The organism is Halomonas sp. G11 (assembly GCF_001663515.1).
GTDB lineage: Bacteria > Pseudomonadota > Gammaproteobacteria > Pseudomonadales > Halomonadaceae > Vreelandella.
The window spans coordinates 58,278-84,774 of record NZ_LYXG01000009.1 but is presented as its reverse complement, the minus strand read 5'-3'; the positions used below and the strand labels follow the sequence as shown (position 1 = coordinate 84,774).

21 protein-coding genes and 2 tRNA genes are annotated in these 26,497 nt (G+C 56.9%); 6 read left to right on the top strand and 17 right to left on the bottom strand.

Annotation, left to right across the window (positions count from 1 at the left end):
• Nucleotides 1-174: 174 nt before the first annotated feature.
• Nucleotides 175-972 carry a Cof-type HAD-IIB family hydrolase gene (locus ADS46_RS05245; RefSeq protein WP_066317224.1) on the bottom strand — a complete coding sequence of 266 codons (798 nt, stop codon included), beginning with the start codon at nucleotides 970-972 and terminating at the stop codon, nucleotides 175-177.
• 161 nt (nucleotides 973-1,133) lie between these two features.
• Here ADS46_RS05245 and ADS46_RS05240 point away from each other — a divergent pair, with 161 nt between their 5' ends.
• From ADS46_RS05240 to ADS46_RS05230, 3 genes are all read left to right on the top strand, one after another.
• Nucleotides 1,134-3,074: an exoribonuclease II gene (locus ADS46_RS05240; protein ID WP_066317223.1), complete on the top strand. Its 1,941-nt coding sequence runs from the start codon at nucleotides 1,134-1,136 to the stop codon at nucleotides 3,072-3,074.
• A 149-nt stretch (nucleotides 3,075-3,223) separates the two neighbouring features.
• Entirely contained in the window at nucleotides 3,224-4,342 is a 1,119-nt protein-coding gene (locus tag ADS46_RS05235; protein WP_066317221.1) for a glycosyltransferase family 4 protein, read from the top strand.
• Entirely contained in the window at nucleotides 4,320-5,381 is a 1,062-nt protein-coding gene (locus ADS46_RS05230) for a lysylphosphatidylglycerol synthase transmembrane domain-containing protein (RefSeq protein ID WP_066317218.1), read from the top strand. The genes ADS46_RS05235 and ADS46_RS05230 overlap by 23 nt, the downstream gene beginning before the upstream one ends.
• A gap of 52 nt (nucleotides 5,382-5,433) precedes the next feature.
• Here the strand turns inward: ADS46_RS05230 and sucD are convergent, their stop codons facing one another.
• The 9 genes from sucD to sdhC all read right to left on the bottom strand — a co-directional run bounded on the left by sucD (nucleotide 5,434) and on the right by sdhC (nucleotide 17,180).
• A complete protein-coding gene (sucD, locus tag ADS46_RS05225; protein ID WP_066317215.1) occupies nucleotides 5,434-6,306 on the bottom strand; it encodes a succinate--CoA ligase subunit alpha in 873 nt (290 codons plus the stop codon).
• A complete protein-coding gene (sucC, locus tag ADS46_RS05220; RefSeq protein WP_066317210.1) occupies nucleotides 6,306-7,472 on the bottom strand; it encodes an ADP-forming succinate--CoA ligase subunit beta in 1,167 nt (388 codons plus the stop codon). Before sucC ends, sucD begins: the two co-directional genes overlap by 1 nt.
• Nucleotides 7,473-7,633: 161 nt before the next feature.
• Nucleotides 7,634-9,073, bottom strand: coding sequence for a dihydrolipoyl dehydrogenase (gene lpdA, locus ADS46_RS05215; protein ID WP_066317208.1), 1,440 nt, complete (start codon nucleotides 9,071-9,073; stop codon nucleotides 7,634-7,636).
• A gap of 90 nt (nucleotides 9,074-9,163) precedes the next feature.
• A complete protein-coding gene (gene odhB / locus ADS46_RS05210) occupies nucleotides 9,164-10,759 on the bottom strand; it encodes a 2-oxoglutarate dehydrogenase complex dihydrolipoyllysine-residue succinyltransferase (RefSeq protein WP_066317204.1) in 1,596 nt (531 codons plus the stop codon).
• Between the two features lie 38 nt (nucleotides 10,760-10,797).
• Complete coding sequence (locus ADS46_RS05205) at nucleotides 10,798-13,626, bottom strand: 2-oxoglutarate dehydrogenase E1 component (protein WP_066317201.1); 2,829 nt, start codon at nucleotides 13,624-13,626, stop codon at nucleotides 10,798-10,800.
• A gap of 324 nt (nucleotides 13,627-13,950) precedes the next feature.
• Entirely contained in the window at nucleotides 13,951-14,661 is a 711-nt protein-coding gene (locus ADS46_RS05200; protein WP_066317198.1) for a succinate dehydrogenase iron-sulfur subunit, read from the bottom strand.
• Between the two features lie 24 nt (nucleotides 14,662-14,685).
• Complete coding sequence (sdhA, locus tag ADS46_RS05195; RefSeq protein WP_066317197.1) at nucleotides 14,686-16,458, bottom strand: succinate dehydrogenase flavoprotein subunit; 1,773 nt, start codon at nucleotides 16,456-16,458, stop codon at nucleotides 14,686-14,688.
• Between the two features lie 3 nt (nucleotides 16,459-16,461).
• The gene (gene sdhD / locus ADS46_RS05190) at nucleotides 16,462-16,809 is read right to left on the bottom strand and encodes a succinate dehydrogenase, hydrophobic membrane anchor protein (RefSeq protein WP_066317195.1); all 348 of its coding nucleotides are present in this window, start codon (nucleotides 16,807-16,809) and stop codon (nucleotides 16,462-16,464) included.
• On the bottom strand, nucleotides 16,803-17,180 hold the full coding sequence (gene sdhC, locus ADS46_RS05185; RefSeq protein ID WP_066317194.1) for a succinate dehydrogenase, cytochrome b556 subunit: 378 nt from the start codon (nucleotides 17,178-17,180) through the stop codon (nucleotides 16,803-16,805). The genes sdhD and sdhC overlap by 7 nt, the downstream gene beginning before the upstream one ends.
• Before the next feature lie 487 nt (nucleotides 17,181-17,667).
• Between sdhC and gltA the strand changes: the two genes are divergently transcribed.
• Nucleotides 17,668-18,954 carry a citrate synthase gene (gene gltA / locus ADS46_RS05180; RefSeq protein WP_066317192.1) on the top strand — a complete coding sequence of 429 codons (1,287 nt, stop codon included), beginning with the start codon at nucleotides 17,668-17,670 and terminating at the stop codon, nucleotides 18,952-18,954.
• Nucleotides 18,955-19,057: 103 nt separating this feature from the next.
• Nucleotides 19,058-19,939, top strand: a complete 882-nt coding sequence (locus ADS46_RS05175; RefSeq protein WP_066317191.1) for an NAD(P)-dependent oxidoreductase — start codon at nucleotides 19,058-19,060, stop codon at nucleotides 19,937-19,939.
• A gap of 387 nt (nucleotides 19,940-20,326) precedes the next feature.
• Here the strand turns inward: ADS46_RS05175 and ADS46_RS05170 are convergent.
• The 3 genes from ADS46_RS05170 to gltX form a co-directional block, all read right to left on the bottom strand.
• A tRNA-Glu gene (locus ADS46_RS05170) sits at nucleotides 20,327-20,402 on the bottom strand.
• A 36-nt stretch (nucleotides 20,403-20,438) separates the two neighbouring features.
• Nucleotides 20,439-20,514 (bottom strand) — tRNA-Ala (locus tag ADS46_RS05165).
• 94 nt (nucleotides 20,515-20,608) lie between these two features.
• Nucleotides 20,609-22,087: a glutamate--tRNA ligase gene (gene gltX, locus ADS46_RS05160; protein WP_066317182.1), complete on the bottom strand. Its 1,479-nt coding sequence runs from the start codon at nucleotides 22,085-22,087 to the stop codon at nucleotides 20,609-20,611.
• Nucleotides 22,088-22,364: 277 nt separating this feature from the next.
• On the opposite strand from gltX, the gene ADS46_RS05155 reads away from it, so the two are divergent.
• Entirely contained in the window at nucleotides 22,365-22,889 is a 525-nt protein-coding gene (locus ADS46_RS05155) for a helix-turn-helix domain-containing protein (protein ID WP_066317179.1), read from the top strand.
• Between the two features lie 8 nt (nucleotides 22,890-22,897).
• Here ADS46_RS05155 and ADS46_RS05150 read toward each other — a convergent pair whose 3' ends face one another.
• From ADS46_RS05150 to ADS46_RS05135, 4 genes are all read right to left on the bottom strand, one after another.
• The gene (locus ADS46_RS05150; protein ID WP_066317178.1) at nucleotides 22,898-23,518 is read right to left on the bottom strand and encodes a hypothetical protein; all 621 of its coding nucleotides are present in this window, start codon (nucleotides 23,516-23,518) and stop codon (nucleotides 22,898-22,900) included.
• Nucleotides 23,519-23,733: 215 nt separating this feature from the next.
• Complete coding sequence (locus ADS46_RS05145; RefSeq protein ID WP_066317176.1) at nucleotides 23,734-24,060, bottom strand: hypothetical protein; 327 nt, start codon at nucleotides 24,058-24,060, stop codon at nucleotides 23,734-23,736.
• A gap of 990 nt (nucleotides 24,061-25,050) precedes the next feature.
• Complete coding sequence (locus ADS46_RS05140) at nucleotides 25,051-25,662, bottom strand: hypothetical protein (RefSeq protein WP_066317174.1); 612 nt, start codon at nucleotides 25,660-25,662, stop codon at nucleotides 25,051-25,053.
• A gap of 72 nt (nucleotides 25,663-25,734) precedes the next feature.
• Entirely contained in the window at nucleotides 25,735-26,496 is a 762-nt protein-coding gene (locus ADS46_RS05135; protein ID WP_156524477.1) for a DNA adenine methylase, read from the bottom strand.
• Nucleotide 26,497: the final 1 nt, after the last annotated feature.

Here is a 26,497-nt window from a genome sequence, read left to right as displayed (position 1 = left end):
CCACGAACAGCGTGGCGGGCTTGGTCGGGGGGGACGATGTCGGGGTGGCGGTTGTCATCGGGGCAGGCTGATCCCACGCTATTTTTGTAAGAAGAGATGATTTTTGTAAGAGGAGATGATCATGGGCGAGCCAAACGCAGGTGACAAGGCAGCCTCGACTAAGGTGGTAGCCTGTTACAGCGCAAAGCGCTCGCGTAGCCACCGGGCGACAGCCGCCTCACCGTGATGGCCAATACGTTCTGCGTCGGTGACGCGATCAAACAGCGCCGGGTGGGCGTTGGCCATCACCTGGGCTTCCCCCGCCAGGTCCAGCATTTCGGTATCGTTGAGGTTATCGCCAAAGGCCAGACAGTCCGCAGCCGTCAACCCCAACCGCTCCAGCAGTGATGATAGCGCGACACCCTTGTTGACGCCGCGGGCCATGATTTCCAGCGAGTCGACCGTCGAATAGGTAATATGCAGTGCGTCGCCGTGAGCTTCCTGCGCCTGGGCTTCCAGTTGTTTTAGCGCGGCGGGATCGCCCAGATAAAGCACTTTGCCTACACCGTTAGTGTCCATCTGGGTGGGCGGCACAACCTCATAGCGAAAGCCGGTAGAGGCATGAAGTGACAGTAAGTGCGGCGCCTCAGCGTCGATATGCCAGCCGCTTTCACGGTAAATGTTAAGCCGTACCTGAGGCGGGCGCGGAAGATCGATCAGCGCCTGTGCATGTTCCGGCGCCACATGATGGGCGGCGAGCAAGGTGTCGTTCGGGTCGTGCACATAAGCGCCGTTGGTACTGATCAAGTGCGCCGGAATCGCCAGTTGATCACGGAACACCCGCATATCGTGATAATGACGGCCCGACGCCAGCGCGACATGGTGCCCCTGACCATGCAACTGGCGAAGTACGTCAACCGTCTCATCGTGCAGCCGGTGATCACTCCCCAGCAGGGTTCCATCCAGATCCGAAACAATTAGCCGTGGTGTCATAGCGCGCTCCCGAAAGATGTATCAATAGCTTACCCGATTCGGCAAACCGCATGTAAGTAGTTGACTTACCGTGTTCCAGATCGACCAGCGGCAACGACAATTGGCGCGGCCCGCGGTAATCCGTATAGTGTCCCCCTATCCTTCGCCAACTGATTGACCTCATGCTGCAAAACAATTCCGTGCTTGCGTCGCTCAAGCAACAGATTCGCGATACCACCCCACGTGCCGAAGGGGTGATCAAGGCTACCGAGAAAGGTTTCGGGTTTCTTGAAACCGATGACGGTGACTCCTATTTCGTGCCGCCCCCCGCCATGAAGCAAGTGCTCCACGGTGACCGCGTAGAAGGCGTGATTCACGAGAACGGCGATAAAAAATCCCTTGAGCCCGAGAAGCTGATCGAAGCGGGGCTCGACCGTTTTATTGCGCGCGTGCAAAAGCGCGAAGACCGCCTTGCCGTCGTGCCGGATCATCCCTCGATCCGTAACGTGCTTAAAGCGCGCATCAAGAACAGCCTGGATGAGTCGACCATTGCTGATGGCGATTGGGTCGTCGCCCGCCTGGTGCGTCACCCGCTGAAAGAAAACGATCGTGGTTTTTTCAGCCAGATTGACGAGCTAGTGGCCAAATCCGACGACCCCGCCGTGCCATGGCGTGTCACGCTTGCCCGTCATGCGCTGGAGCAGGCATCTCCCAATGCGGGCGACGACTGGCCACTGCGCGATGAAGGCCTTGTCCGCGAGGACCTTACCGCACAGCCCTTCTTTACCATCGACGGTGAAAAGACCCGCGATATGGATGACGCCCTGCACGTCACGCCGCGCGCTGAAGGCGGCTGGCAGTTGAGCGTCGCCATCGCCGATCCCACCGCCTACGTGGAAGAAGGCCACGCCGCCGATCTGGAAGCGCGCACCCGCGCCTTTACGGTGTATTTGCCCGGCCAGAACGTCACCATGCTGCCCGAGAAATTGTCGGACGAGCTGTGCTCGCTATGGGAAGGCCAGGATCGCCCGGCGCTGGCCTGCACGCTGGATATCAATGCCGACGGCAGCCTGGGCGATTACCGCTTTTTCGCCGCCACTGTGAAATCGAATGCCAAACTGGCCTACGATCCGGTGTCTGACTGGATCGACGGTCAGGGCGATTGGGCACCGGCGGATAACATCGCCGAGCAGTTGACTGCGCTGCGCGATTTAACCGAAGCGCGAACCGCCTGGCGTAACGAGCATGCCCTGGTCTTCAAGGATCGCCCGGATTATGTCTTTGACCTGGACGACGCGGGCAACGTGCTGGGGATTCGCACCGAGGATCGCCGCATCGCCAACCGCATGATCGAAGAGTCGATGATTGCCGCCAACGCCTGTTGCGCCGATTTCCTCGCCCAGCACATCGGTCACGGTATCTTCAACGTGCACCGCGCCTTTGAGCCCGAGAAAGCCGAAGCCGCGCAGGAGTTCCTGGCGGGTCAGGAAATTGAGGTTGACCAGCAGGCGTTAACCGAGCTTGCCCACTACAAAGACCTCAAGCGCGCGCTGGAAAGCCGCGACGATGCCTGGCTGGATGCCCGCCTGCGTCGTTTCCAGGGCTTCACCAGCATGTCGGCGCAGCCCGGCCCTCACTTCGGCCTGGGCCTTGCCGCCTACGCCACCTGGACCTCGCCGATCCGCAAGTATGGCGATATGGTCAACCACCGCCTGATCAAGCGCGTGCTGAAGGGTGAACAGGCCCCGGCCGAAGCCAGCCAGCAGCTCACCGAACAGCTGACCGAGCGTCGCCGCCTGAACCGTATGGCCGAGCGCGACGTGAAAGACTGGCTTTACGTGCGCTACCTGACGCCCGCCGCGCAGAACCAGGACACCTTTGACGCCGAGATCATGGCGATCAACCGAGGCGGCATGCGCGTTCGCCTGATCGAAAATGGCGCCACCGCCTTTGTTCCCGCTCCCTTGATGCACAGTGACCGCAGCAAGGTAGTGATCGACGATAAAGAAGGCCGTATCCAGATCGAAGGCGAGGAACGCTACAAGCTGGGCGACAGTCTTCGCGTCGTGCTCACCGAAGCTCGTGAAGAAACCCGCTCGCTGGTGGCAAAACCCGTCGCTTGATAAGCACGCTATCAAGGTGACGTTAAGCCACGGTCTCTGTTGACGAGACCGTGGCTTTTTTATGCGTATGTCAGTCATCGCCCTGTCGTCGAACTGACTTATTGATTGGTTAAGGTAACTCATGACATTCATGTGGCTCGGAGGTTACCTTGCACATCGCCGATGTGACCATGTTCCATGCACCCGCCAGCGGCGGCGTGCGTACCTATTTACAGGCCAAGCATCGCGTCTTTTCCCGCTACCCCGGCGTGCGCACAAGCCTGCTGGTACCCGGTGCCGAGCGAGACAGCCTCGGCGACCAGCACACCTTACCGGCCTTTCGTTTACCCCTTGGGCAGGGTTACCGCTTTCCTCTCCGCGCGGCTCCGTGGCGCGATGCGCTGATCGGCTTACGGCCTGACCTCATCGAGGCCGGTGACCCCTATGTGACCGCCTGGGCAGCCCTTGAAGCCGGACAACGGCTGGGCATCCCCGTGGTCGGGTTTTATCACTCGGACTTGCCACGCTTGATGGGCGACCGTTTCGGGCGGCATGTGAGTCGGCGCTTGATCCGCTACGTGACGAACCTCTATCGCCAGTTTGATAGCGTGCTGGCCCCCTGCCAGACCATGGCAGATCGCCTAAGGGAATGGGGCGTTGAACACGTCCGGGTGCAGCCTCTGGGGGTAGACGTTAACCACTTCCACCCCGACCAGTACGATGCTGACTTTCGCGCCAGCATGGGCATTCCACCGCATAAAAAGCTGCTGATTTTCGTCGGCCGCTACTCCCGGGAAAAGAATATCGATGTCCTGCTGGCCACCATGCGCAGGCTGGGCGACGACTACCACCTCTTGCTGATGGGCCCAGGGATGCCGCACCAGGTCCCCACCAACGTCACCGTGGTCGACCGCTGTTGCGGTGCCCACGAGGTGACCAAGGCGCTCGCCAGCAGCGATGCCCTCTTGCATGCGGGTACCCGGGAAACCTTTGGTTTGATCGCCCAGGAAGCCATGGCCTGCGGCACCCCAGTGGTCGCCGCCCGCGCCGGGGCACTGGCTGAGAATGTTCCCCTCGGCGCCGGCATTTTATGCCGCCCGCTGGATCCCGCCGCCATGGCCGAAGCCTGCGATGCGCTATTCAGCAATGACATTGCGGCCAGCGGGCGCTACGCACGCCGCCATGTGGAACGCTACGCCAACTGGGATAGCGTGATGCACTCGCTGCTGGCTCACTACGAGACCTTAACCGATATCGCTATGCCCAATGCTCTCCTTCAGCCACGCTAAACCTTCAGCCTGGTGGCGCTGGCGGCCCCTGCAAGTCGCCATGATCGTGCTGGCATTGGGGTTACCCCTAGTGCTGACCGCCTGGATCGGCGGCAGTGACGCCTGGCAGCGCGTCCGACAGTTTCCGCTTGGCATACTGCTGCTGATGCTGTTCCTCGCTTGCCTGTGCTGGAACCTGAACGCCGCACGGCTACGCTTGATGCTGGGCGGGCGGGCAGGCCCGCTGGGACAACGCGGTGCCTTGGGTATTGAGCTGGCGTCGAAGTTTGCCCTGTGTGCCACACCGGGCGGGAGTGGCGGCCCCGCCACGCTACTCGTGCTATTGGCACAGCGCGGTCTTCCTCCCTCCAAAGGCAGCGCGGTATTTCTGATCGACCAGGGCTGCGACATGCTGTTCTTTCTCAGTATGCTCGGCGGGCTGGTGATTCTGTCATTGGTCAGCGACGTCAACTGGCCCCATCAGGCGCTGGTGCAATCCGCCCTGGCTGGCCTGGTCGCCTGCGCCACGCTCGTCAGTCTGCTGGTCTATCAGCTACCCCGGCTATTGCGGGCCAGGCGTTTCAGGCTTACCTGGCTGAGTCGCGACCGACGCCGACGTCTTGCCCGTGGTTGTCTGGGTTTTCGCCAGGCCTTGAAGGTAACGCTGTCGCTGCCTCGCACCACCCTAGCCGCAATGCTCCTGCTGACCACGGCTCATTGGCTGATGCGCTACAGCCTGCTCTACCTGGCCGTGCTCGGCGTGGGGGGCGATGTCGATTGGGTGTGGACCTTCTTGACCCAGATGCTGGCCATGGCCGCCAGCCAGTTGAGCTTTTTGCCCGGTGGCGCCGGGGCAGCCGAGGTGGGGGTTGGCTCGCTTTTGCTGCCGTTAATGGCCGCCGAGCAGGCCGCCGCTGCGGTATTGATATGGCGCCTCATCAGCTACCATCTCTATTTGGCCGCTGGCGCACCGTTTTTCCTGAGCTATGGATTCCGCTTGTTCAGGCGCAGCCCCTCAATCGATGGGCCCGTCCCAGAGGCAAAAAAAGAGCACCCGTAGGTGCTCTTTTTCATATCAGGCGTGACTTGCACACGCCAGGCGACGTAACCGCTTACCAGCCAGTGACGGCTTTCAGCGCGTCGCCGATTTCCGCCAAGGAGCGCACGGTTTTAACGCCGGCATCTTCAAGGGCAGAGAACTTCTCGTCAGCGGTGCCTTTACCGCCGGAGATGATCGCGCCCGCGTGGCCCATACGCTTGCCAGGAGGTGCTGTCACACCGGCAATGTAGGCAACCACGGGCTTGGAAACGTTGGCCTTGATGTAAGCCGCCGCTTCTTCTTCCGCCGTGCCACCGATTTCGCCGATCATGACGATGGCTTCGGTTTTCGGGTCTTTCTCGAACATCTCGAGGATGTCGATGAAGTTGGAGCCCGGGATCGGGTCACCACCGATGCCGACACAGCTGGACTGACCAAAGCCATGATCAGTGGTCTGCTTGACCGCTTCGTAGGTCAAAGTACCCGAACGCGATACGATGCCGACACGACCCGGCTGGTGGATGTGGCCCGGCATGATGCCGATCTTGCACTCGCCCGGTGTGATAACACCCGGGCAGTTCGGACCGATCAGGCGGACGCCCAGCTCGTCGCACTTCACCTTGGCTTCGAGCATATCCAGGGTGGCAATGCCTTCCGTGATGCACACAATCAGCTTGATACCGGCATTGGCCGCTTCAAGGATCGAGTCTTTGCAGAACGGTGCCGGTACGTAGATCACGCTGGCTTCAGCGCCGGTTTTCGCGACCGCTTCTTTCACGGTGTTGAAAACGGGCAGACCCAGGTGCTCCTGGCCGCCTTTACCGGGGGTAACACCACCGACCATCTGCGTACCGTAGGCAATCGCCTGCTCGGAGTGGAACGTACCCTGGCCACCCGTAAAGCCTTGGCAGATGACCTTGGTGTTCTTGTCGATCAGGATGCTCATTATTTGCCCTCCGCCGCTTTAACGACCTGCTGAGCCGCGTCGGTCAGACTGGTAGCCGCGATAATGTTGAGACCGCTAGACGCGAGTTTCTCGGTGCCTAGCTCGGCGTTGTTACCTTCCAGACGCACGACGACCGGCACGTTGACACCGACCTGCTCAACGGCACCGATGATGCCTTCAGCGATCATGTCGCAACGGACGATGCCGCCGAAGATGTTCACCAGTACGGCCTTGACGGAGTCGTCAGACAGAATCAGCTTGAAGGCTTCTGCAACGCGCTCTTTGGTGGCACCGCCGCCAACGTCGAGGAAGTTGGCCGGCTTGCCACCGTTCAGGTTGACGATGTCCATGGTACCCATGGCCAGGCCAGCGCCGTTGACCATGCAGCCGATGTTGCCATCCAGCGCCACATAGTTGAGTTCCCATGCAGCCGCTTCAGCTTCGCGCTCGTCTTCTTGAGACGGGTCACGCATTGCCTGCAGATCCGGGTGACGGTACAGCGCGTTGCTGTCGAGGCCAAGCTTGGCGTCCAGGCAGTGCAAGTTGCCTTGGTCGGTGATGACCAGCGGGTTGATTTCAAGCAGCGCCAGGTCTTTCTCGTGGAACAACTTGGACAGCCCCAGGAAAATCTTGGTGAACTGCTTGATCTGGTCGCCGGAAAGGCCCAGTGCAAAGGCCAGCTCACGCGCCTGGTAAGGCTGTGCGCCAACCAGCGGGTCGATCTCGGCTCTGAGAATCTTTTCGGGGGTTTCTTCGGCGACTTTCTCGATCTCTACGCCGCCTTCGGTGGAGGCCATGAAGACCACGCGGCGGGTCGTACGATCGACAACGGCACCCAGATACAGCTCATCGGCGATATCAGTGCAGGTCTCGATAAGAATCTTGGAAACTGGCTGGCCGTGCTCGTCGGTCTGGAAGGTCACCAGGTTTTTGCCCAGCCACTGCTCGGCAAACGCCTTGGCATCAGCCGGGTCTTTAATCAGCTTTACGCCACCCGCTTTACCACGACCACCTGCGTGCACCTGGGCTTTAACCACCCACATGTCGCCGCCGATCTTTTTACATGCGTCTTCAGCTTCTTCGGGAGTGTCCACAGCAAAGCTCTTGGACACGGGTAGACCATAATCGGCAAACAGCTGTTTACCTTGATACTCGTGAAGGTTCATCGATTCATGCCATTGGTTGCATGTGACTCGAACGATGATCAGTTTCCTTGAAAGAACTGTCATCCCCGTGCTTTCGATCTCTGTTTTTCAAACCGCGTCGAAAAGACATGGCCGAAAGCGTTGCGCCACCCTGGGGTGGCGCTTTTTTGTTACGGCGTAATTTACTTACGCTTTTTACGGTTGGCCATGTGGATCGCGTGGCCTTCAACCGCGAGCGCCGCTTCATGCACCGCTTCCGACATGGTCGGGTGAGCGTAGCAAGTCAGCGCCAGGTCTTCGGCACTGGAACCGAATTCCATGGCAATCACGCCCTGGGCAATCATCTCACCGGCGTGCTGGCCAACGATGTGCATGCCCAGAATGCGGTCGGTTTCCGCATCGGCGATGATCTTGGCATTGCCCTCTGTGGCGTTGTTGGCCATCGCCCGGCCACTTGCCGCGAAGGGGAAACTACCGGTCTTGACGTTGATACCCTTGGCTTTGGCTTCTTCCTCGGTAATCCCCACCCACGCGACTTCCGGGAAGGTGTAGATAACGTTGGGAATGGCGTCGTAGTTCATCTCGGCCTTATGGCCCGCGATGATATCTGCCACCATGATGCCTTCTTCCGAGGCCTTGTGCGCCAGCATCGGGCCACGCACGCAATCGCCAATGGCGTAAACGCCCGGGACATTGGTACGGCACTGGTCGTCGACGAAGATAAAGCCGCGTTCGTCCAGCTCGACGCTGACACCGTCGTCAATGACGCCCTTGGTATAAGGACGACGACCGACACAGACGATCAGCTTGTCGAAGGTCATTTCCTGCTCGCCGTCAGCGTCGGTGTACTTGACGGTCACTTCTTCGCCGTTGGTTTCCGAGCCGGTGACGCGAGCGCCCAGTTTGATGTCCAGGCCCTGTTTCTTGAGCAGCTTCTGGGTTTCTTTACCGATAGCACCGTCGACCATGGGCAGGAAAGAATCCATGGCTTCGAGCACGGTGACCTCGGAGCCCAGGCGGTTCCAAACGCTACCCAGTTCTAGGCCAATGATACCGGCACCAATCACGCCAAGACGCTTGGGAGTTTCCTGGAATTCCAGTGCACCGGTGGAGTCAACAACCAGTCCTTCGACCAGCGGGGTCGGCGGAATTTCCACCGGTACAGAGCCTGCCGCCACGACGATGTTATCGGCGTCATAGGTGGTGGCCTTGCCGTCTTTATCGGTCACTTCCACCTGCTTGGCGGAAATCACCTTACCGGTACCATCAATGGCGGTGACGCCGTTGGCCTTGAACAGCCCCGAGATGCCGCCGGTCAAGTTCTTAACGATCTTGTCCTTGCGCGCCATCATCTTTTTGACGTCCATGGTGACGTCACCGGCCTGGATACCCAGGTCGTCGAAATCGTCTTTCGCTTCGACGAACTTGTGCGATGCTTCGAGCAGCGCCTTGGACGGGATACAGCCGACGTTCAGGCAGGTACCGCCGTGCACGACGTTGCCTTCCTTGCCGATCCACTTTTCGACACAGGCGGTTTTCAGCCCGAGTTGCGCCGCACGGATGGCAGCGACATAACCACCGGGGCCGGCACCGATAACGATCACATCAAACTTGTCAGCCATGTTGGCTCCTTTAGCTTGGGTGCCTTCTCCCTTTTGGGGCAGAAGGCAGAGTGCAATTGAACGTGAGTATGTGACAGGTCGTTGTGACCCTTACACGTCCAGCAACAGGCGTGCGGGATCTTCCAGCAGCTCTTTGATGGTCACCAGGAATTGCACGGCGTCTTTGCCGTCGATCATGCGGTGATCATAGGAAACCGCCAAGTACATCATGGGGCGAATCTCGACCTTGCCATTGACCGCCATGGGGCGTTCTTGAATCTTGTGCATCCCCAGGATGGCGGTTTGCGGCGGATTGATGATCGGGGTCGACATCAGCGAGCCGAAGATACCGCCGTTGGTGATCGTAAAGGTACCGCCCTGCATTTCATCGATGCCGAGCTTACCGTCACGGGCACGCTTACCGAAGTCGACGATCGTCTTCTCGACATCGGCGATTTTCATGCTGTCGGTGTCGCGCAGTACCGGCACGACCAGGCCACGCGGCGTGGACACGGCAACGCCGATATCCTGGTAGCCATGATAAACGATGTCGGTACCGTCGATGGAGGCGTTGACGTCCGGGAAGCGCTTGAGCGCCTCGGAAGCGGCCTTGACGAAAAAGCCCATGAAACCAAGTTTGGTATCGTGCGCCTTCAGGAAGGTGTCCTTGTACTGCGCACGCAACTCCATCACGGCTGTCATGTCCACTTCGTTGTAAGTGGTCAGCATGGCAGCCGTTTGCTGGGCCTCTACCAGGCGCTTGGCGATGGTTTGACGCAGACGGCTCATCGGAACACGTTTTTCTGGCCGCTCACCCTCTACCGCGGTGGTCGTCGCAGCGGCCGCAGCACCTTTTGGCGCTGCAGCGCCGCCGGACGCTTTCTTGGCAGAACCTGATTTCACCGCTTTCTGCACATCCTCTTTCAGAATGCGGCCGCCCTTGCCGGTGCCTTCGATCTTGGCGACGTCCAGGTCGTGCTCCGCTACCATCTTGCGAGCAGCCGGTGCGAGGATCTTGTCACCGACTTTTTCATCGCCGCCGTCGTCGTCGCTGCTTTCATCCTTGGCCGGTTTGGCGTCATCGCCGCCGCTGCTTTCGCCACCGGCACCTTCGGTGAAGGTCGCAAGCACGGCCTCTGATTCAACCTGGCTGCCTTCTTCGGCCTTGATCTCGGACAGCGCACCATCGGCCGGGGCAACAACTTCAAGCACGACCTTGTCGGTTTCGATATCCGCCAGCACTTCATCGCGCTTGACCGCTTCGCCGACTTTCTTGTGCCAGGTCGCGACCGTGCCTTCCTGGACCGATTCGGGGAAGCTTGGCGCTTTCACCTCATGCTGCTTGCCGCCACCGCTGGCTTTTTTGGGAGCGTCTTGCTTGTCGTCTGATGACTTGTCTTCAGATGCCTTTTCAGCGCTGTCATCGCCAGAAGATTTGGCTTCTTTCTTGCTGCTATCGCCGGAGGCTTCGCCTTCGCCGATTTTGCCCAGCACCTGCTCGGACTCGACGGTATCGCCTTCGTCGGCCATCACGTCGGTTAGCGTACCCGCTTCCGGTGCGACGACTTCGAGCACCACTTTGTCGGTTTCGATCTCGACGATCAGCTCGTCACGCTCAACGCTGTCACCCGGCTTCTTATGCCAAGCGGCGACGGTGCCTTCGGCAACGGATTCCGGAAAGGTTGGCGCTTTGATCTCGGTAGCCATGTCGTTTCCCTTATGTGTTCTCTAAATCCGGTGGGCGCTTAAAGATTAAACGCGTCTTCCACCAGCTGGCGCTGCTGTTCAGTATGGACGGACATATAGCCCGCTGCCGGAGCAGCAGAGGCCGGGCGTCCTGCGAATTTCAACTCACGTCCCAGGCCATCTTTCAGCATGTCGGCCACGGAACGCATATGGTGCTGACTTGAGTACCAGGCACCCTGGTTCAACGGCTCTTCCTGGCACCAGACAATGTCTTCCAACTGGGTATATGCCTGAAGGGCTTCAAGAAGCTCTTCTTTAGGGAAGGGGTAGAGCTGCTCAAGACGCAGGATCGCCGTATCGTGGCGCTCGTTCTCAGCACGCCAATTCACAAGATCATAGTAAACCTTGCCCGCACACAGGATCACGCGCTTCACCTTCTCAGCGGTCAGCTCGGCCTGGTCTGCCAGCACCATATGGAACTTGCCATGAGCCAGGTCTTCAAGGCTGGAAACCGCCTGCTTGTGACGCAGAAGCGATTTGGGTGACATCACCACCAGCGGCTTGCGCAACGGGCGAATCACCTGACGACGCAGCAAGTGATAAATCTGCGCGGGGGTGGTCGGCACACACACCTGCATATTGTGCTCGGCACACATCTGCAGGAAACGTTCCAGACGGGCGGAGGAGTGCTCGGGACCCTGACCTTCATAACCATGGGGCAGGAGCATGGTTAAACCGCATAAGCGGCCCCATTTGGTCTCACCCGAGGAAATGAACTGATCCACCACGACTTGCGCGCCGTTGAAGAAGTCACCGAACTGGGCTTCCCAGATGACCAGATCATTGGGAGCCGTGGTCGAGTAACCGTATTCAAAGGCCAACACGGCTTCTTCCGACAGAATGGAGTCGTGGATGGTAAAGCGTGGCTGACCGTCCGACAGATTCTGCAACGGCACGAAGGTGGTGCCATCTTTCTGATTGTGCACGACCGCATGGCGGTGAGAGAAAGTGCCGCGGCCGACATCCTGACCGGTAATGCGCACCGGGTGCCCCTGATCAATCAAGGTGGCATAAGCCAGCGTTTCGGCAAACCCCCAGTTGAGCCCCATGCCACCGGCCTGCATCTTGCGGCGATCTTCGTAAATCTTGGCAACCTGACGCTGTACATCGACCCCGTCCGGGATCTCGCACATTTTCGCCGCCAGCTGCTGCAGCCGCTTCATGTCGAAGGTGGTATCGGCATTGCCGGTCCACTCATGGCCGAGGTAAGGCGTCCAGTCGACGAACAAGGACTTGTTGGGCTCCTGAACCAGCGCATTGGCCACGTGGTTACCGGCCACCAGGTCATCGCGGTAGGTTTCAATCATCGCCTTGGCGTCTTCTTCAGACAAAACGCCCTGCTCGACCAGACGCTTGGCATATAAGGTACGCGAAGAAGGATGGTCCTTGATCTTCGAGTACATCATCGGCTGGGTACCGGACGGCTCGTCGGCTTCGTTATGGCCGCGCCGACGATAGCAGACGAGATCGATGACCACGTCTTTCTTGAACTCCTGCCGATAGTCCAGCGCCACCTGAGTCGCGTGAAGAACCGCGTCCGCATCATCGCCGTTAACGTGGAAAATCGGCGCCTGTACCATCTTGGCGATATCAGTACAGTATTCTGTGGAGCGCGAATCCTGCGGGTGGGACGTGGTAAAGCCCACCTGGTTGTTGATGACGATGTGAACCGTGCCGCCGGTCTTGTAGGCGCGGGTCTGGGACATCTGGAATGTCTCCATGACCACGCCCTGACCGGCAAAGGCCGCGTCGCCATGGACGTTGATGGGCAGGACCTTACTGCCCTCTTCGTCGTTACGACGGTCCTGACGGGCACGCACCGAGCCTTCGACAACGGGCGCGACGATTTCCAGATGCGACGGGTTGAACGACATGGCCAGGTGGACTTCGCCGCCTGGCGACATGACATTCGAGCTAAAGCCCTGGTGATACTTGACGTCGCCCGAACCACGCTCGATGACTTTCTTGCCGTCGAACTCATCGATCAAGTCAGCCGGATTTTTACCCAGGATGTTGACCAGCAGGTTGAGTCGCCCGCGGTGGGCCATGCCAATCACGACTTCTTTAGTGCCGTAACCGCCTGCCCGCTGGATAAGTTCGTCCATCATCGGTACAAAGACTTCGCCGCCTTCCAGGCCGAAGCGCTTGGTACCCGGATACTTGGACGCCAGGTAGTTTTCCAGGCCTTCGGCCGCCGTCAGACGTTCCAGCACGTGCTTGCGCACGTCATCGCTGAACTTGGGTGCACTGCGTACCGATTCGAAACGCCGCTGTAGCCAGCGTTTTTCCTCGGTATCGACAATGTGCATGATCTCGCAGCCAATCGAGCGACAGTAGGTACGATCCAGGGCATCGACGATATCGCGCAATGGCGCCTTGTCGATACCTAGAAAGAAAGAACCAGTCTGAAACTCGGTGTCCAGGTCAGCTTTTGAAAGCTGGTGGAAAGAAAGGTCGAGATCGGGAACGGGGGTGGGATTACGCAGGCCCAGCGGGTCGATATTAGCCTTTTGATGACCACGAAAGCGGTAAGCGTTGATCAGCTGCAGGACTTTCACCTGCTTCTTGTTTTCGCCACTTTCAGCGGCAGCCCGGGCAGGGCGATTTTCACGGCCCAACTGATAGAACTGATCACGAATAGGACTTAGCGGAACATCGTGAGAGGCACTGCCCTCCGGGCGAGGCAACTGGTCAAAATAGTTGCGCCACTCGTCAGGGACAGATTCAGGATCGGCGAGGTACTGCTCGTAAAGCGCTTCCACGTAGTGAGCGTTGCCACCACTAACGTGAGAGGAACGCCACATCAACTCCATTATGCCTTGTTGCATTTCTTGGTCACCCTGCACTGATGGGGTGGTATCGGCATCGTCGCGTCACCGCGGCGACATCGGTATTGCCCTGCCGGCGGGGCGGGACATTTGCCGGCGGCACCGACCAGAGGCCGGAAACCCTTTTCAATTCAATTTCTTGTCAGTTCATGCTCAAAAGCCGGTACTCTCGGCACCGGCTTTTAAACTTGACTGGTCATCTGGTGCGACGCGTCGCCGCACCAGATGACAGGCACTATGATAACAAGCGAAGCGCCACGATTTAAGTACCATTTGTGCGCAACTTAAGTGGTATCCGCTTTTTATGCATAAAAGCCCCTTATTTTACGTGGCATCTGCCAGCAGCATCTCACGAATCTTGCCGATCGCCCGCGTGGGGTTCAGCCCTTTCGGACACACCGCCACACAGTTCATGATGCCGCGGCAGCGGAACACGGAAAACGGATCTTCCAGATCGGTCAAGCGCTCGCTGGTCGCCGTATCCCGCGAATCCGCGAGGAAGCGATACGACTGCAGCAGGCCTGCCGGGCCGACAAACTTGTCCGGGTTCCACCAGAAAGACGGGCACGAGGTTGAGCAGCAAGCGCACAGAATGCACTCGTACAGGCCGTCCAGCTTGTCGCGCTCTTCCGGCGACTGCAGGCGCTCGATCGCCGGTGCGGGGGTGTCATTCTGCAGGTACGGCTGAATACGCTCGTACTGCTTATAGAACAGCCCCATATCGACGACCATATCGCGAATGACCGGCAAGCCGGGCAGCGGACGCAGGGTCAGCTTGTTGCCTTTCACAACTTCCGACAACGGTGTAATACAGGCCAGACCATTCTTGCCGTTCATGTTCATGCCGTCTGAGCCGCAAACCCCTTCGCGGCAGCTACGGCGAAACGCCAGACCGCTGTCTTGCTCCTTCATCATATGAAGAACATCCAGCACCATTACATCGCGACCCTTGGTATCGACCTGAAACTCCTGCATATAGGGTGCGGAGTCGGTTTCCGGGTTATAGCGGTATATGGATACCTGAAGATTGGACATGGTGACTCCCTCTCGTTGCAGAGATTAGTAGGTACGAACCTTGGGCTCGAACGTATCAACGGTTTTCGGCTTGAAGTTGACGTCGCGCTTCTTCAGTTCTTTGGACATCGGGAAGTAGAGCGAGTGCTTCAGCCAGTTGACATCATCACGGTCAGGGTAGTCGTAGCGCGAGTGCGCACCACGGCTTTCTTTACGCTCAAGGGCCGCGATCGCCGTCGCTTCGGCCACTTCCATCAGGTTATCGAGTTCCAGGGCTTCCACGCGTGCAGTGTTGAACGCATTGGATTTGTCAGGCAGGTGGGCGTTCGCAATACGGCTGCGAAGTTCTTCCAGCTTCTTGACCCCTTCCTGCATGTTTTTCTCTTCGCGGAAAACACCGAAAGACGTCTGCATGATGTCTTGAAGCTCTGCCTTCAGCGCCGGGATGCTTTCGCCACCCTCCGACTCGTTCCAGCGAGTGATGCGCTTCATGGCAAACTCGACGTCCGATTCGGACGCGTCGAGATACTCGATACCTTCGTTTAGCGCGCCTTCGATAAACATGCCCGCGGCACGACCGAAGACCACCAGATCGAGCAGTGAGTTACCGCCCAGACGGTTGGCCCCGTGAACCGATACGCACGCCGCTTCACCGCAGGCGTACAGGCCATTCACGATATGGTCTTTGCCGCTTTCGTCCTGAGTGATCGCCTGGCCATGAATGTTGGTCGGAATACCACCCATCATGTAGTGACAGGTCGGCACGACCGGAATCGGATCTTTCGCAGGATCGACGTGGGCAAACGTCTTGGACAGCTCGACGATACCCGGCAGGCGCTTGCCAAGGACCTCTTCGCCCAGGTGGTCAAGCTTCAGAAAGACGTGATCGCCGTTCTCGCCGCAGCCACGACCTTCCAGAATTTCCATGACCATGGAACGTGCCACAACGTCGCGGCCCGCCAGGTCTTTGGCGTTTGGCGCGTAACGCTCCATGAAGCGCTCGCCATCCTTGTTGATCAGGTAACCGCCCTCACCACGGCAACCTTCGGTGACCAACGTACCCGCCCCGTAAATACCGGTGGGGTGGAACTGCCACATTTCCATGTCCTGCATCGGGAAGCCGGCGCGCAGCGCCATGCCGATACCGTCGCCGGTGTTGATCAGGGCGTTGGTGGTCGAGGCGTAGATACGGCCTGCACCGCCGGTCGCCAGCACCGTGGCTTTCGATTTGACGTGAACCACTTCGCCGGTCTCGATGCACATGGCGATACAGCCCACCACATCGCCTTCACTATTCTTGACCAGATCCACCGCGTACCACTCGTTCAAGAACGTCGTGTTGTTCTTGAGGTTGTTCTGGTACAGCGTATGCAGCAGCGCGTGGCCGGTACGGTCGGCCGCGGCGCAGGTACGTGCGGCCTGGCCACCTTCACCGAAGTTTTTTGACTGGCCGCCGAACGGGCGCTGGTAAATGCGGCCGTTATCGAAGCGCGAGAACGGCAGGCCCATGTGCTCAAGCTCGAAGACCGCTTTCGGGCCCTCAGAACACATGTACTCCGAGGCATCCTGGTCAGCGATATAGTCGCCGCCCTTGACGGTGTCATACATGTGCCAGCGCCAATCGTCATCCGGGTCGGAAGACGCGATGGCACAGGTGATCCCGCCCTGGGCAGAAACTGTGTGGGAACGCGTTGGGAACACTTTCGACAATACGGCTGTCTTCTTACCGGATTTCGCAAGCTCTAGAGCAGCGCGCAGGCCAGAGCCACCGCCACCGATGATAATGGCGTCAAAGGTCAGGCTACGTAGGTTAGACATGTATCAAGCTCCCCACAGAATTTGAATGCCCCACACCAGGTACACAAAGATGGCCAGAATGATGAGAGACTGGGCACCTACGCGAACGAAGGTGGATTTAAGATAGTCGGTCGTCACGGTCCACAGGCCTATCCAGGCGTGCGCTGCTACCGAGATAAAGGCCAGCAGGGAAAAAATCCGCATCCAGGTCTGATCGAACAGCGCGGTCCAGGCGTAGTAATCCAGGTCAGGATGAAGCAGCAGGTAGGCCACCATGAACACGGTGTAAATGGCCAGCACCACCGCTGAAAAACGTTGCATCAGCCAGTCGGACAGGCCGCTACGGCCAAAGCTTGTGACGTTGGTTACCATACCCAGACTCCTGCCAGAATAATCAGAATCGCGCTTACCACCACGGTGATCTGCGCTTTTTTCACACCACCCTCGAGCGTGACACCAATGTTGGCATCCATCAGCAGGTGTTTAATGCCTGCGACGAAATGGAATGCCAGCGCCGACAGCAGGCCCCAGGCCACAAACTTGGCGAAAAAGTTATTGGCCAGGGCACTGCTCACAGCATCAAAGCCTGCCGGTGAAGACAGTGATTCACCAAGTGCCCAGAAAGCGAAAATGAGGCCAACAAAAAGGATGACACCGGTGATGCGGTGCGCAATCGACGTCAATGCCGGAAGGGGAAAGTGTATCGTCGTCAGGTCTAAATTTACGGGTCGTTTGCTATTCACGGCTTATACACACTCTTATTGGCCCGCTCTGCGACAGGTCGGGCATAGCCCGAGCGGGCAGTGATTACTGGAAGGGGCTCGGCCGTTGCCAAGTCTGGCACGACCACCAGCCTACCGGTCGTGCGCCAGAGATTATAAGAAGCTTAGCCCCCGCTGACAAACCGAACTAAGGCTTTACTCGACCATTGTGCAAGAAAAAACTCCGTATTGTGAGTCGATTTTGCATCGCAGCATCGCTATAGTGTCGGTAAGCAAGCTCGTTAGTAAGCAGGTTAACGTATTATCCCTGTGATAGCATTTTCCGCTCAAAGCGACGCATCAACCATGGACAATCATTAACCAAGACAAGACACACTGTACAAGCATACCTAGCGATAGGGCTAATTGACAAAATGACGCACGCTTCTATAGTGGGCAAGCCTTTTCGCCGGCGCGGTATGCGCAGCACCGACTTTACGTCCCAACCCGAACTCGAAAGGAGGCCAGCATGGCTGACAGGAAAGCAACATTAACGGTAGACGGTCTAGATAAAACGATCGAACTACCAATGTACTCCGGCTCACTTGGCCCAGACGTTATCGACGTTCGCGCCTTGGGTGCCGAGGGCCTGTTCACCTACGACCCAGGCTTCATGGCCACCTCTTCCTGCCAGTCTGCCATTACCTATATCGATGGCGGCAAGGGCGTACTGCTGCACCGCGGCTACCCCATTGACCAACTGGCGAAAGAGTCCAATTTCGTAGAACTTTGCTACACCCTGCTTTTTGGTGATCTGCCTGACGACAAGCAATACGAAGCCTTTGCGTCGCGCATTCGTAACCACACCATGGTTCACGATCAGATCAACAACTTCTTCAAAGGATTTCGTCGCGATGCGCATCCGATGTCGATCCTGTGTGGTGTCGTTGGTGGTCTGGCCGCTTTCTACCACGACCACATGGACATCACCAAAGAAGAAGACCGCGAGATAAGCGCTATCCGCCTGATCGCCAAGATGCCGACGATCGCTGCGATGTCGTACAAGTACAACATCGGCCAGCCGTTCAACTATCCACGCAACGAGCTGAACTACGCAGAGAACTTCCTCTACATGATGTTCAGCAATCCGTGTGAAGAGTACAAAATCAACCCGGTATACGCCAAAGCCATGGACCGCATCTTCATGCTGCATGCGGATCACGAGCAAAACGCGTCCACCTCTACCGTTCGCCTGGCAGGCTCGACCGGCGCCAACCCCTACGCCTGCATCAGCGCTGGCATTGCGGCCCTGTGGGGACCGGCGCACGGCGGTGCCAACGAAGCCGTGCTGGCGATGCTCGACGAAATCGGTGACGAATCTGAAGAAAACATTCAGCGCTTTGTCGATAAAGCCAAGGATAAAGATGACCCGTTCAAGCTGATGGGCTTTGGTCACCGCGTTTATCGCAACTTCGACCCGCGCGCCAAGGTGATGAAAGAGACCTGCGACGAAGTGCTGGCCGAGCTCGGCATGGCCGACGATCCGCAGCTGAAAATCGCCAAGCGTCTGGAGCAGATCGCCCTTGAAGATGAGTACTTCATTGAGCGCAAACTGTATCCGAACGTCGATTTCTATTCAGGCATTATCCTGAAAGCCATGGGCATTCCGAGAAACATGTTCACGGTGATCTTTGCGGTATCCCGCACCATCGGCTGGATTTCGCATTGGCACGAGATGCTCAGCGAAAGCTACAAGATCGGTCGTCCTCGCCAGCTTTACATTGGCCACGACCAGCGCGACTACCCCAAAAAGTAAGCCGCGTTACGCAGAGTGAAATGAGCATGCAAAGGCCGCCCCAGGGTGGCCTTTTGCATTTCCGCCATCGCTAATTCACAACACACCAACAATCAGGTGATTTATGGCTACGATCAAGACAGTCGCATTTATCGGTTTAGGCGTTATGGGCTATCCCATGGCAGGGCATCTTGCCCAACAAGGTCTCACCACACGCGTGTACAACCGCACCAGCAGCAAAGCTGACGCCTGGGTAAGCGAATACGGAGGTAGCGCCCATGCCACACCCCGCGAAGCCGCCGAAGGCGCTGACCTTGTCCTGGTGTGCGTTGGCAACGATGACGATGTGAGGCAAGTGACAACCGGGGAAAACGGCGTGCTCCACGGCATGACGAGCGGCAGCTTTCTGGTTGATCACACCACTGCATCGGCGGACCTCGCCCTGGAGCTTGATGCCGCCTGCCGCCAGCAGGGCATCGCCTTTCTCGACGCCCCCGTTTCAGGCGGCCAGCAAGGGGCAGAAAATGGTGGGCTGACCATCATGTGTGGTGGCCAGCAAGCGCACTTCGATACGGTCGAACCGCTGCTTGCCCATTACGCTCGCGCGGTGACGTTGATGGGCAGCGCCAGTAGCGGGCAACTGACCAAGATGGTCAACCAGATCTGCATCGCGGGGCTGGTCCAGGGCCTGGCCGAGGGCTTGCATTTTGCCGAGCAGGCCGGGCTTGATCAGCAACAGGTCATCGATGTGGTATCCAAAGGCGCCGCAGGTTCATGGCAAATGGAAAATCGTCACAAAACGATGATTGCCGATGAGTATCAACATGGCTTCGCGGTGAACTGGATGCGCAAGGACCTGGCTATTTGTCTAGCCCAGGCACGCCACTTTGACGCCACCTTGCCGGTGACCGCTCTGGTGGACCAATTTTATGCCGATGTACAACGACTCGGTGGCGGCCGTTGGGACACCTCATCGCTGCTAAAACGTCTGCGTAAAGCGCAATAGATGCTTGACTTTTCACCCCGCTATTAACCCCAACAGGGTTTTCCACACTATCTGTGGATAACCCTGTTCACAACCACTAGAAAACGTCCCACAATCGCCATGATTAGCGGGGACGTCTTAAATTGGTCATTTTTTAACCTTACGTAAGCTACTGTTTTTAAACAGATAATGATAAAACAATGATTTAGCGCACGCGCATCGCAGGGTTGTGCACAACCTGTCTCAGAAAAACGTAAAAGTGGACAAGTCAAGTACAAAATACCCTAAATCAGCGGATTTTCAGCGCATAACGGGGGTTGTAAAACAGCGAGACATAGCCGTGGGTAAGCACATGAAGTGAGCTTTATAGCACTGCCAAATTAAGGAAGGGATAATGCTGAATGATGATGGCGTCCCATAGGGGGTTCGAACCCCTGTTACCGCCGTGAAAGGGCGGTGTCCTGGACCACTAGACGAATGGGACGTTTCAAGCGCGCTTCGCGTATGACGACGTCAAGATTGGTGGAGCCTAGCGGGATCGAACCGCTGACCTCAACACTGCCAGTGTTGCGCTCTCCCAGCTGAGCTAAGGCCCCACGTGTCGCGAAGACGGGCGTATATTACTGATTACGCTCGCCTTCGTCAACCAGGAAAATGCCAAAATATTATGGCCGTGAGAATGGACGGTTTTTATAGATCGCGAAACTCTTTCTCAAGACGCTTGGCCTGCTTCTTGGAAACACCGCCTAACACCTCGATCGCATGACGAAGCCGTGCTCGCGTGACGTCTGAGCCCAGAATCGCCATCGCATCCATCACTGAGGTGCTGGTGGCGCTACCGGTAATGGCGATGAACACAGGTGCCAGGAAAGCCTTCATTTTCAAATCAAAGTGCCCGGCCAATGCCTTCACTTCTTCAAGAAGTGCTTCTTTGTGCCACGCTGGCACCACTTCAAAACGCCAGACCAGGAATTGCAGCAGCTTCACCAACTCGTCTTTTTCCAACTTGACGCTGTCGAAGTCCTGTTCTTTCAGCTCGGGCAGCCCGGAAAAGAAATGCCCTGCCAATGGCGTAGCCTGTGCAAGGGTTTCGATACGGGGGCGAATCTGCGGCAGAATCTGCTTTACATAGTCCTCATTAAAGGCCCACTCACGCAGTGCCATCAGTAACCCGTCGTCATCAAGGTCTTCGCGAATGTAGACCCCGTTCAGCCAGGTCAGCTTTTCCAGATCGAACACCGGCCCACCCAAGGAGACACGCTGAACATCGAAGGCCGCCATCATTTCCGCAAGGCTGAATTTTTCGCGCTCGTCGGGCATCGACCAACCCATTCGACCCAGATAGTTGGTCACCGCCTGGGGGAGGAAGCCCATGCGGCGGTAGTAATTAATCGACGTGGGATTCTTGCGCTTTGAAAGCTTCGACTTATCCGGGTTACGCAACAGCGGCATGTGGCAAAGCTGCGGCATCTCCCAACCGAAATATTCGTAAAGCAACTGGTGTTTGGGGGCGGAATTGATCCACTCCTCACCCCGCAGCACATGGGTAATGCCCATCAAATGGTCATCTACCACATTGGCCAGGTGATAGGTGGGCATGCCATCCGATTTCAGCAGAATCTGGGCGTCTACCTGCGCCCAGTCCACTTCAATGCTGCCACGGAGCATGTCATCGACTATACACACGCCGTCGCTTGGCACCTTCATCCGCACCACAAAGGGCCAGCCTTCTGCCGCCCGACGCGCCGCTTCGGCCTCATCCAACGCCAGATCAGCCGGTTTTAGGGCTAACTGCATACCGGCAGCCTTACGTGCCTCACGCAGCTCATCCAACTCTTCGCTGGTGCGATAACACTTGAACGCGTGTCCTTCATCCAGCAATTGCTGGGCATATTGGACGTAAATATCGCCACGCTCGCTTTGCCGATACGGACCGTGCGGCCCACCCACATCCGGGCCCTCATCCCACTCAAGGCCCAACCAGCGCAGCGAATCAAGAATCATCTGTTCCGATTCTGGCGTGGAGCGCACCCGATCGGTGTCTTCGATACGCAGGATAAACTGGCCGCCGTGCTGACGTGCGAAACATAGATTAAACAGCGCAATATACGCCGTTCCGACATGGGGATCTCCCGTCGGCGATGGCGCAATTCGGGTACGTACGGTCATTGGAGCGTCCTTTTGGCAAAAAGCGTGGCGATATTATACGCACCCTGTGCTTAACCAACACCATCGCGTAGGGAACGACTTCCGCCAGAAAGCGTCAGATACGGGGTTAAATAAACGTTGTCTGGAAAAAAATGCGCGTTATTGCACAATCGCTTAGTATGTCGTAGCGCTGATCAGCGGAATCCAGGTCTCATTTTCAGCAGAGAACCTATTTTAACGCCATCGCTTTGATGGACATTTTTAAACGAGCGACGCCGCTCATCGACAGGAAAACGAAATGGAATCGCTAGGCTCACGTATCAAGCAACTGCGACTTCGGGCCAAGCTCAACAAAGCTGCCCTAGCACGTAAAGTTGGCGTATCGGATGTCACCATTTCTTATTGGGAGTCCGGGGCCATCAAGCAAATCGGCCATGAGCGTCTGGTGGCATTGGCCGAATCCCTGGACTGCTCGCTCGCCACATTGCTTGAGGGTGACAGCGCCCCACTCTTGTTGACGCTCAGCCACGAAGGACCACTACCCTGGGAGCAGGTGCAGTCAACGGCGATGACCGTGCCTGATCATTTACCGCTCAAGGCCAACTGGAAAGCTCCCTGCATCATGGTGACACCGGGCCCCGGTAGCGACTTTGCACCGGCCAAGCCGGGCGACCTACTCCTGCTGGGCCCCACCCACGTCTTCCACAAGAGCGGCCTGTACCTGGTGGAGCAGGACGATAAACTGCATCTTAAACAGTTAAGCAAAGCGACCAGCGACGTCACTATTCAAGCCGTACTGTTAGCGCACTGGCGCTCCGCCTGAAGGGCATTTCATGGCGTCTGGAGTAACTCTGCGTCCCCCCGCGACTGTCTGGGCTGGTTGCCGACCATAAAACGTGTGGTGTAAGTGGCAATCTGACCCAGACCATGGCGGGATTGAGTGACCAGCTCCCCCGTCAGATATTCCCCTTTTTCACCGATGCGCTGCTGCACGGCTCTGGGTTGAACGGCGGCTTCGGACAACTCCACCCTGACACTATAGCCACCGTCCGGTAAACCACTGCCGGGGCCAAAGGGCCCCGCGACAAACTGCCCTTGCTCAACATCGACCCGCTCGCGCCAACGCACGCGGCTCAGTTCACGCTCGACAATCACCTGCACCTGAGCGCCATCGGGCAGGTTGGTCTCACCCTCAACCTGCAAGCGACGGTCTGAACCAATCGACGCCGAGACAAGAATTCGAACATCCAACGGCTCTACGTCCTCGGCCGGTTCGCTCTGCGCCTGCGCTTCGCGACTCGCTGCTTCTTCTTGCGCTGCCGCCTCTGCCGTCTCGCGGGCCTGTTCGTCCGCAGCCTGCCCATCCCCGTCACCACAGCCAACAAGCAGTGTCATGGTGGATAACATGATGCCAACCAACGTTAGCCTGAAACCTGTCTTCATTTGATGCATATCCGCTCCTCGACCACCATAGCCGCCAGCTTATCACTCCCCTGCCACATACACAGAGAAATAAGCCACTGATCGAAGAAAGGATTATCGGATGCCATGGCGAGACCAGAAAACGCCACTATCGATGCTAATGCATCAGATGCTAAGTCTGGTTCTTTGTTGGTAGCCGCTGGCCCGGTTGAAAGCTTAGGTTGTCGGCCTGCTCTTGGCTTTGGCTACGTATGGTTATCACCCGCAGGAGGGCGATTTAATTGCTTCCGTTTCGCAGCACCCCATGAAACCCCCAAAGTGATGGACACCGGTAATAGCACCAATAAACCAGCAATAACACCCGCAAAGCCCCATGTCTCGCCATCTGGGTCGGTCACGCCCAAAAAGCTACCAACTATCAACGATCCCCCGGCAAAGGTCAGTGGCGAAAATGAAGCTGAAGCAAAGTGACGCCACCACATGGGACGCCCATTAATCTTCATGGACCTAACAAGCAAAACCCAGCCGATAACCATAACGGCTAAACCAGCCAATATAGCGACAAATTCCATTACCTTCTCCCAGTCGTTATCAAGCGGTCGCTTGTTTCACTCATATAAAAAGCCTAACCCATAGCCGAACCTAACACCATTGACCCGACGTCGATTTCACCCACGCTGAGAGTCGGTCTTCGCTCTGGGCTGAATGGCCTTTTTTGCGTACAATCGCACACCAATAAACCCCGATACTATGCGTCCGCGGCGGTGTATCATTTACACCTGTTTCAGGGCGTGTCTTTATACCGCATACCGAGTATGCAAGTGATTGATATGACGAACGTTAACCCAGCAGACGCGGCACGCCGGTTTTCTGTGGCCCCGATGATGGATTAGAACGAAACCCCGCCGTTAAGCCTCTCGTAAAGAACAAGTACCAAAATTGTGCCAACTCAATCAGGCTTTTGCTCTGTTTACCTTCCTTGGTAAATACGCACATGACGCGTGTGCGTGCGCATCATGCGTGGAGGGTACGTCAGAATGTTTGGGGGTCTCGGAAAAAGGTAATAAAGGTAACCAAACTCAAAAATATGCCATAAGACATTGAAATAATGAGCATTAAAATAGTTGTTCAAAAGGTAATAAAAAGGTGATCAATAGGTAACCACATTACCTTTTTATAAGGTGAATTGATCAATTCTTAAAATCATTAATTATCAACATCTTACGGAAAGATTACCTTTTACATCACCTTTTATTACCTTTTAGAGGTAACCTATATATCGTTTAAAATCATTTAGTTACGCACAAAAAAACAGCCAAATCACCTAGATTACCTTTTTCCGACGGCCCCCATAGTTCTGAGAGCACCCCAGCCCGCCTGAGTCACTACCATCCGCTTTGTGAAGAAATTCGCAGGATTCCGCATGAGAACGAGCGCTCGCAATCAGGCCGTGAACCCTAGTTGCGGCGCAGCTTTGCGGCATGTGCATGGGTGCATAAAAACAAACAGGTTTAGCGCGCAGGCGGGGCGGGGAGTCGACGGCGCGCCGTGGGTATGGAGTGCTAGGAACCTGGGTTGAGTTCCTCATATAGTTTTAAAACTTTGACCTCACTCTCTAAGGCATTAGCCAGATCCCAGCCCGTATAAGTAAGGAAGGCACCAAATACAGTGGCTGCTATCCCAGCACTACCGACTGCAAAGACATCTATACCCTTTTCGATGCCTTCTTTTAATATTTCATATCCTCCTGCTAAATAGACCTGCGAAACAGCCCAGTACATTAGGACAAACCCAGCAAATGTGATTGCCATTCCTAATACTAAAAATATAAAGCTTACCAACGAGATAGCAACCGAGCGACTGCCACTGCCAAAAGCGAAGCAACGACTGGCGAGCCTTAATTGATGCGTATCAAAGTCACATCTTGCAGCCACTGATGTACGTCCGAATACACTCAGAGCCTCTAACGGCCCCCATTCACTTTGAGCTAAGCGCTCGATAAATTTTGCGGAAGCCTTCTTCTTGAAAGCTTTGAAAAAAGCAGCTTCAAGTCGAAGCTGTTTAGCAAGGCTTCGTTTGTCGTTTGTGTATTCCTCAAGTGCATCATATAGATAATCGAGATTTCGCTGACGGCTGAAGAACCGAGAAATCAAACTTAAAATAAGCTCCTGCATGAATGGACTCCTTAAGCGTCAACATAAGAAACCGCCCTCATTGGGGCGGCTTTGCGTTGGCTGGCTTCAGGCCTACCGGTTCGTGATGATCATTTCCCCACGAGGCTCTGTTGCCTGCTGTCCTACAGTGTACCGAATTTCAGTGGTTTGGATGGATAGGCCTGCGAAGGCATCACGCATTTCGGGTGTATCGTTGACGCTGACCACAAACTGCCCCTGCCCTGTTCGGGCTAGCTCCCCCATGCGGTAATACTCCTCAAGCGGGAAGTCATCTCCATAGCCGGCGGTGCCCCAGTACGGTGGATCGAGGTAGAACAGCGTGCCTTCCCGATCGTAACGTTTGATGCACTCCGCCCAGTCCAGGTGCTCTACCACGGTTCGCGCCAGGCGAAGGTGCGCGGCGCTGAGATCTTCTTCAATCCGCAGCAGGTTCATACGCGGTGGGGATACCGCCGAGGTGCCAAACGACTGGCCGCTGACCTTGGCGCCGAACGCCAGCTTCTGGAGGTAGAAGAAACGCGCCGCCCGCTGTATGTCGGTCAGATGGCGTGGGTTGATCTCTTTCTGGGTGAGGTACTCTTCCCGGCTGATCAGCCCCCAACGGAACTGTTTCACCAGCTCATCCGGGTGGTGCTTCACAACGCGGTAGAGGTTCACCAACTCCCCATGCGCGTCGTTGATCACCTCCACCTTGCTTGGCGCTTTCATGAAGAAGAGCGCAGCACCGCCGCAGAAGGGCTCCACGTAGGCGGTGTGCGGTTTGAAGAGCGGTAGGATCTGTTTAGCCAAGCGACGCTTGCCGCCCATCCAAGGCAAAATTGGTCGATTCATCATC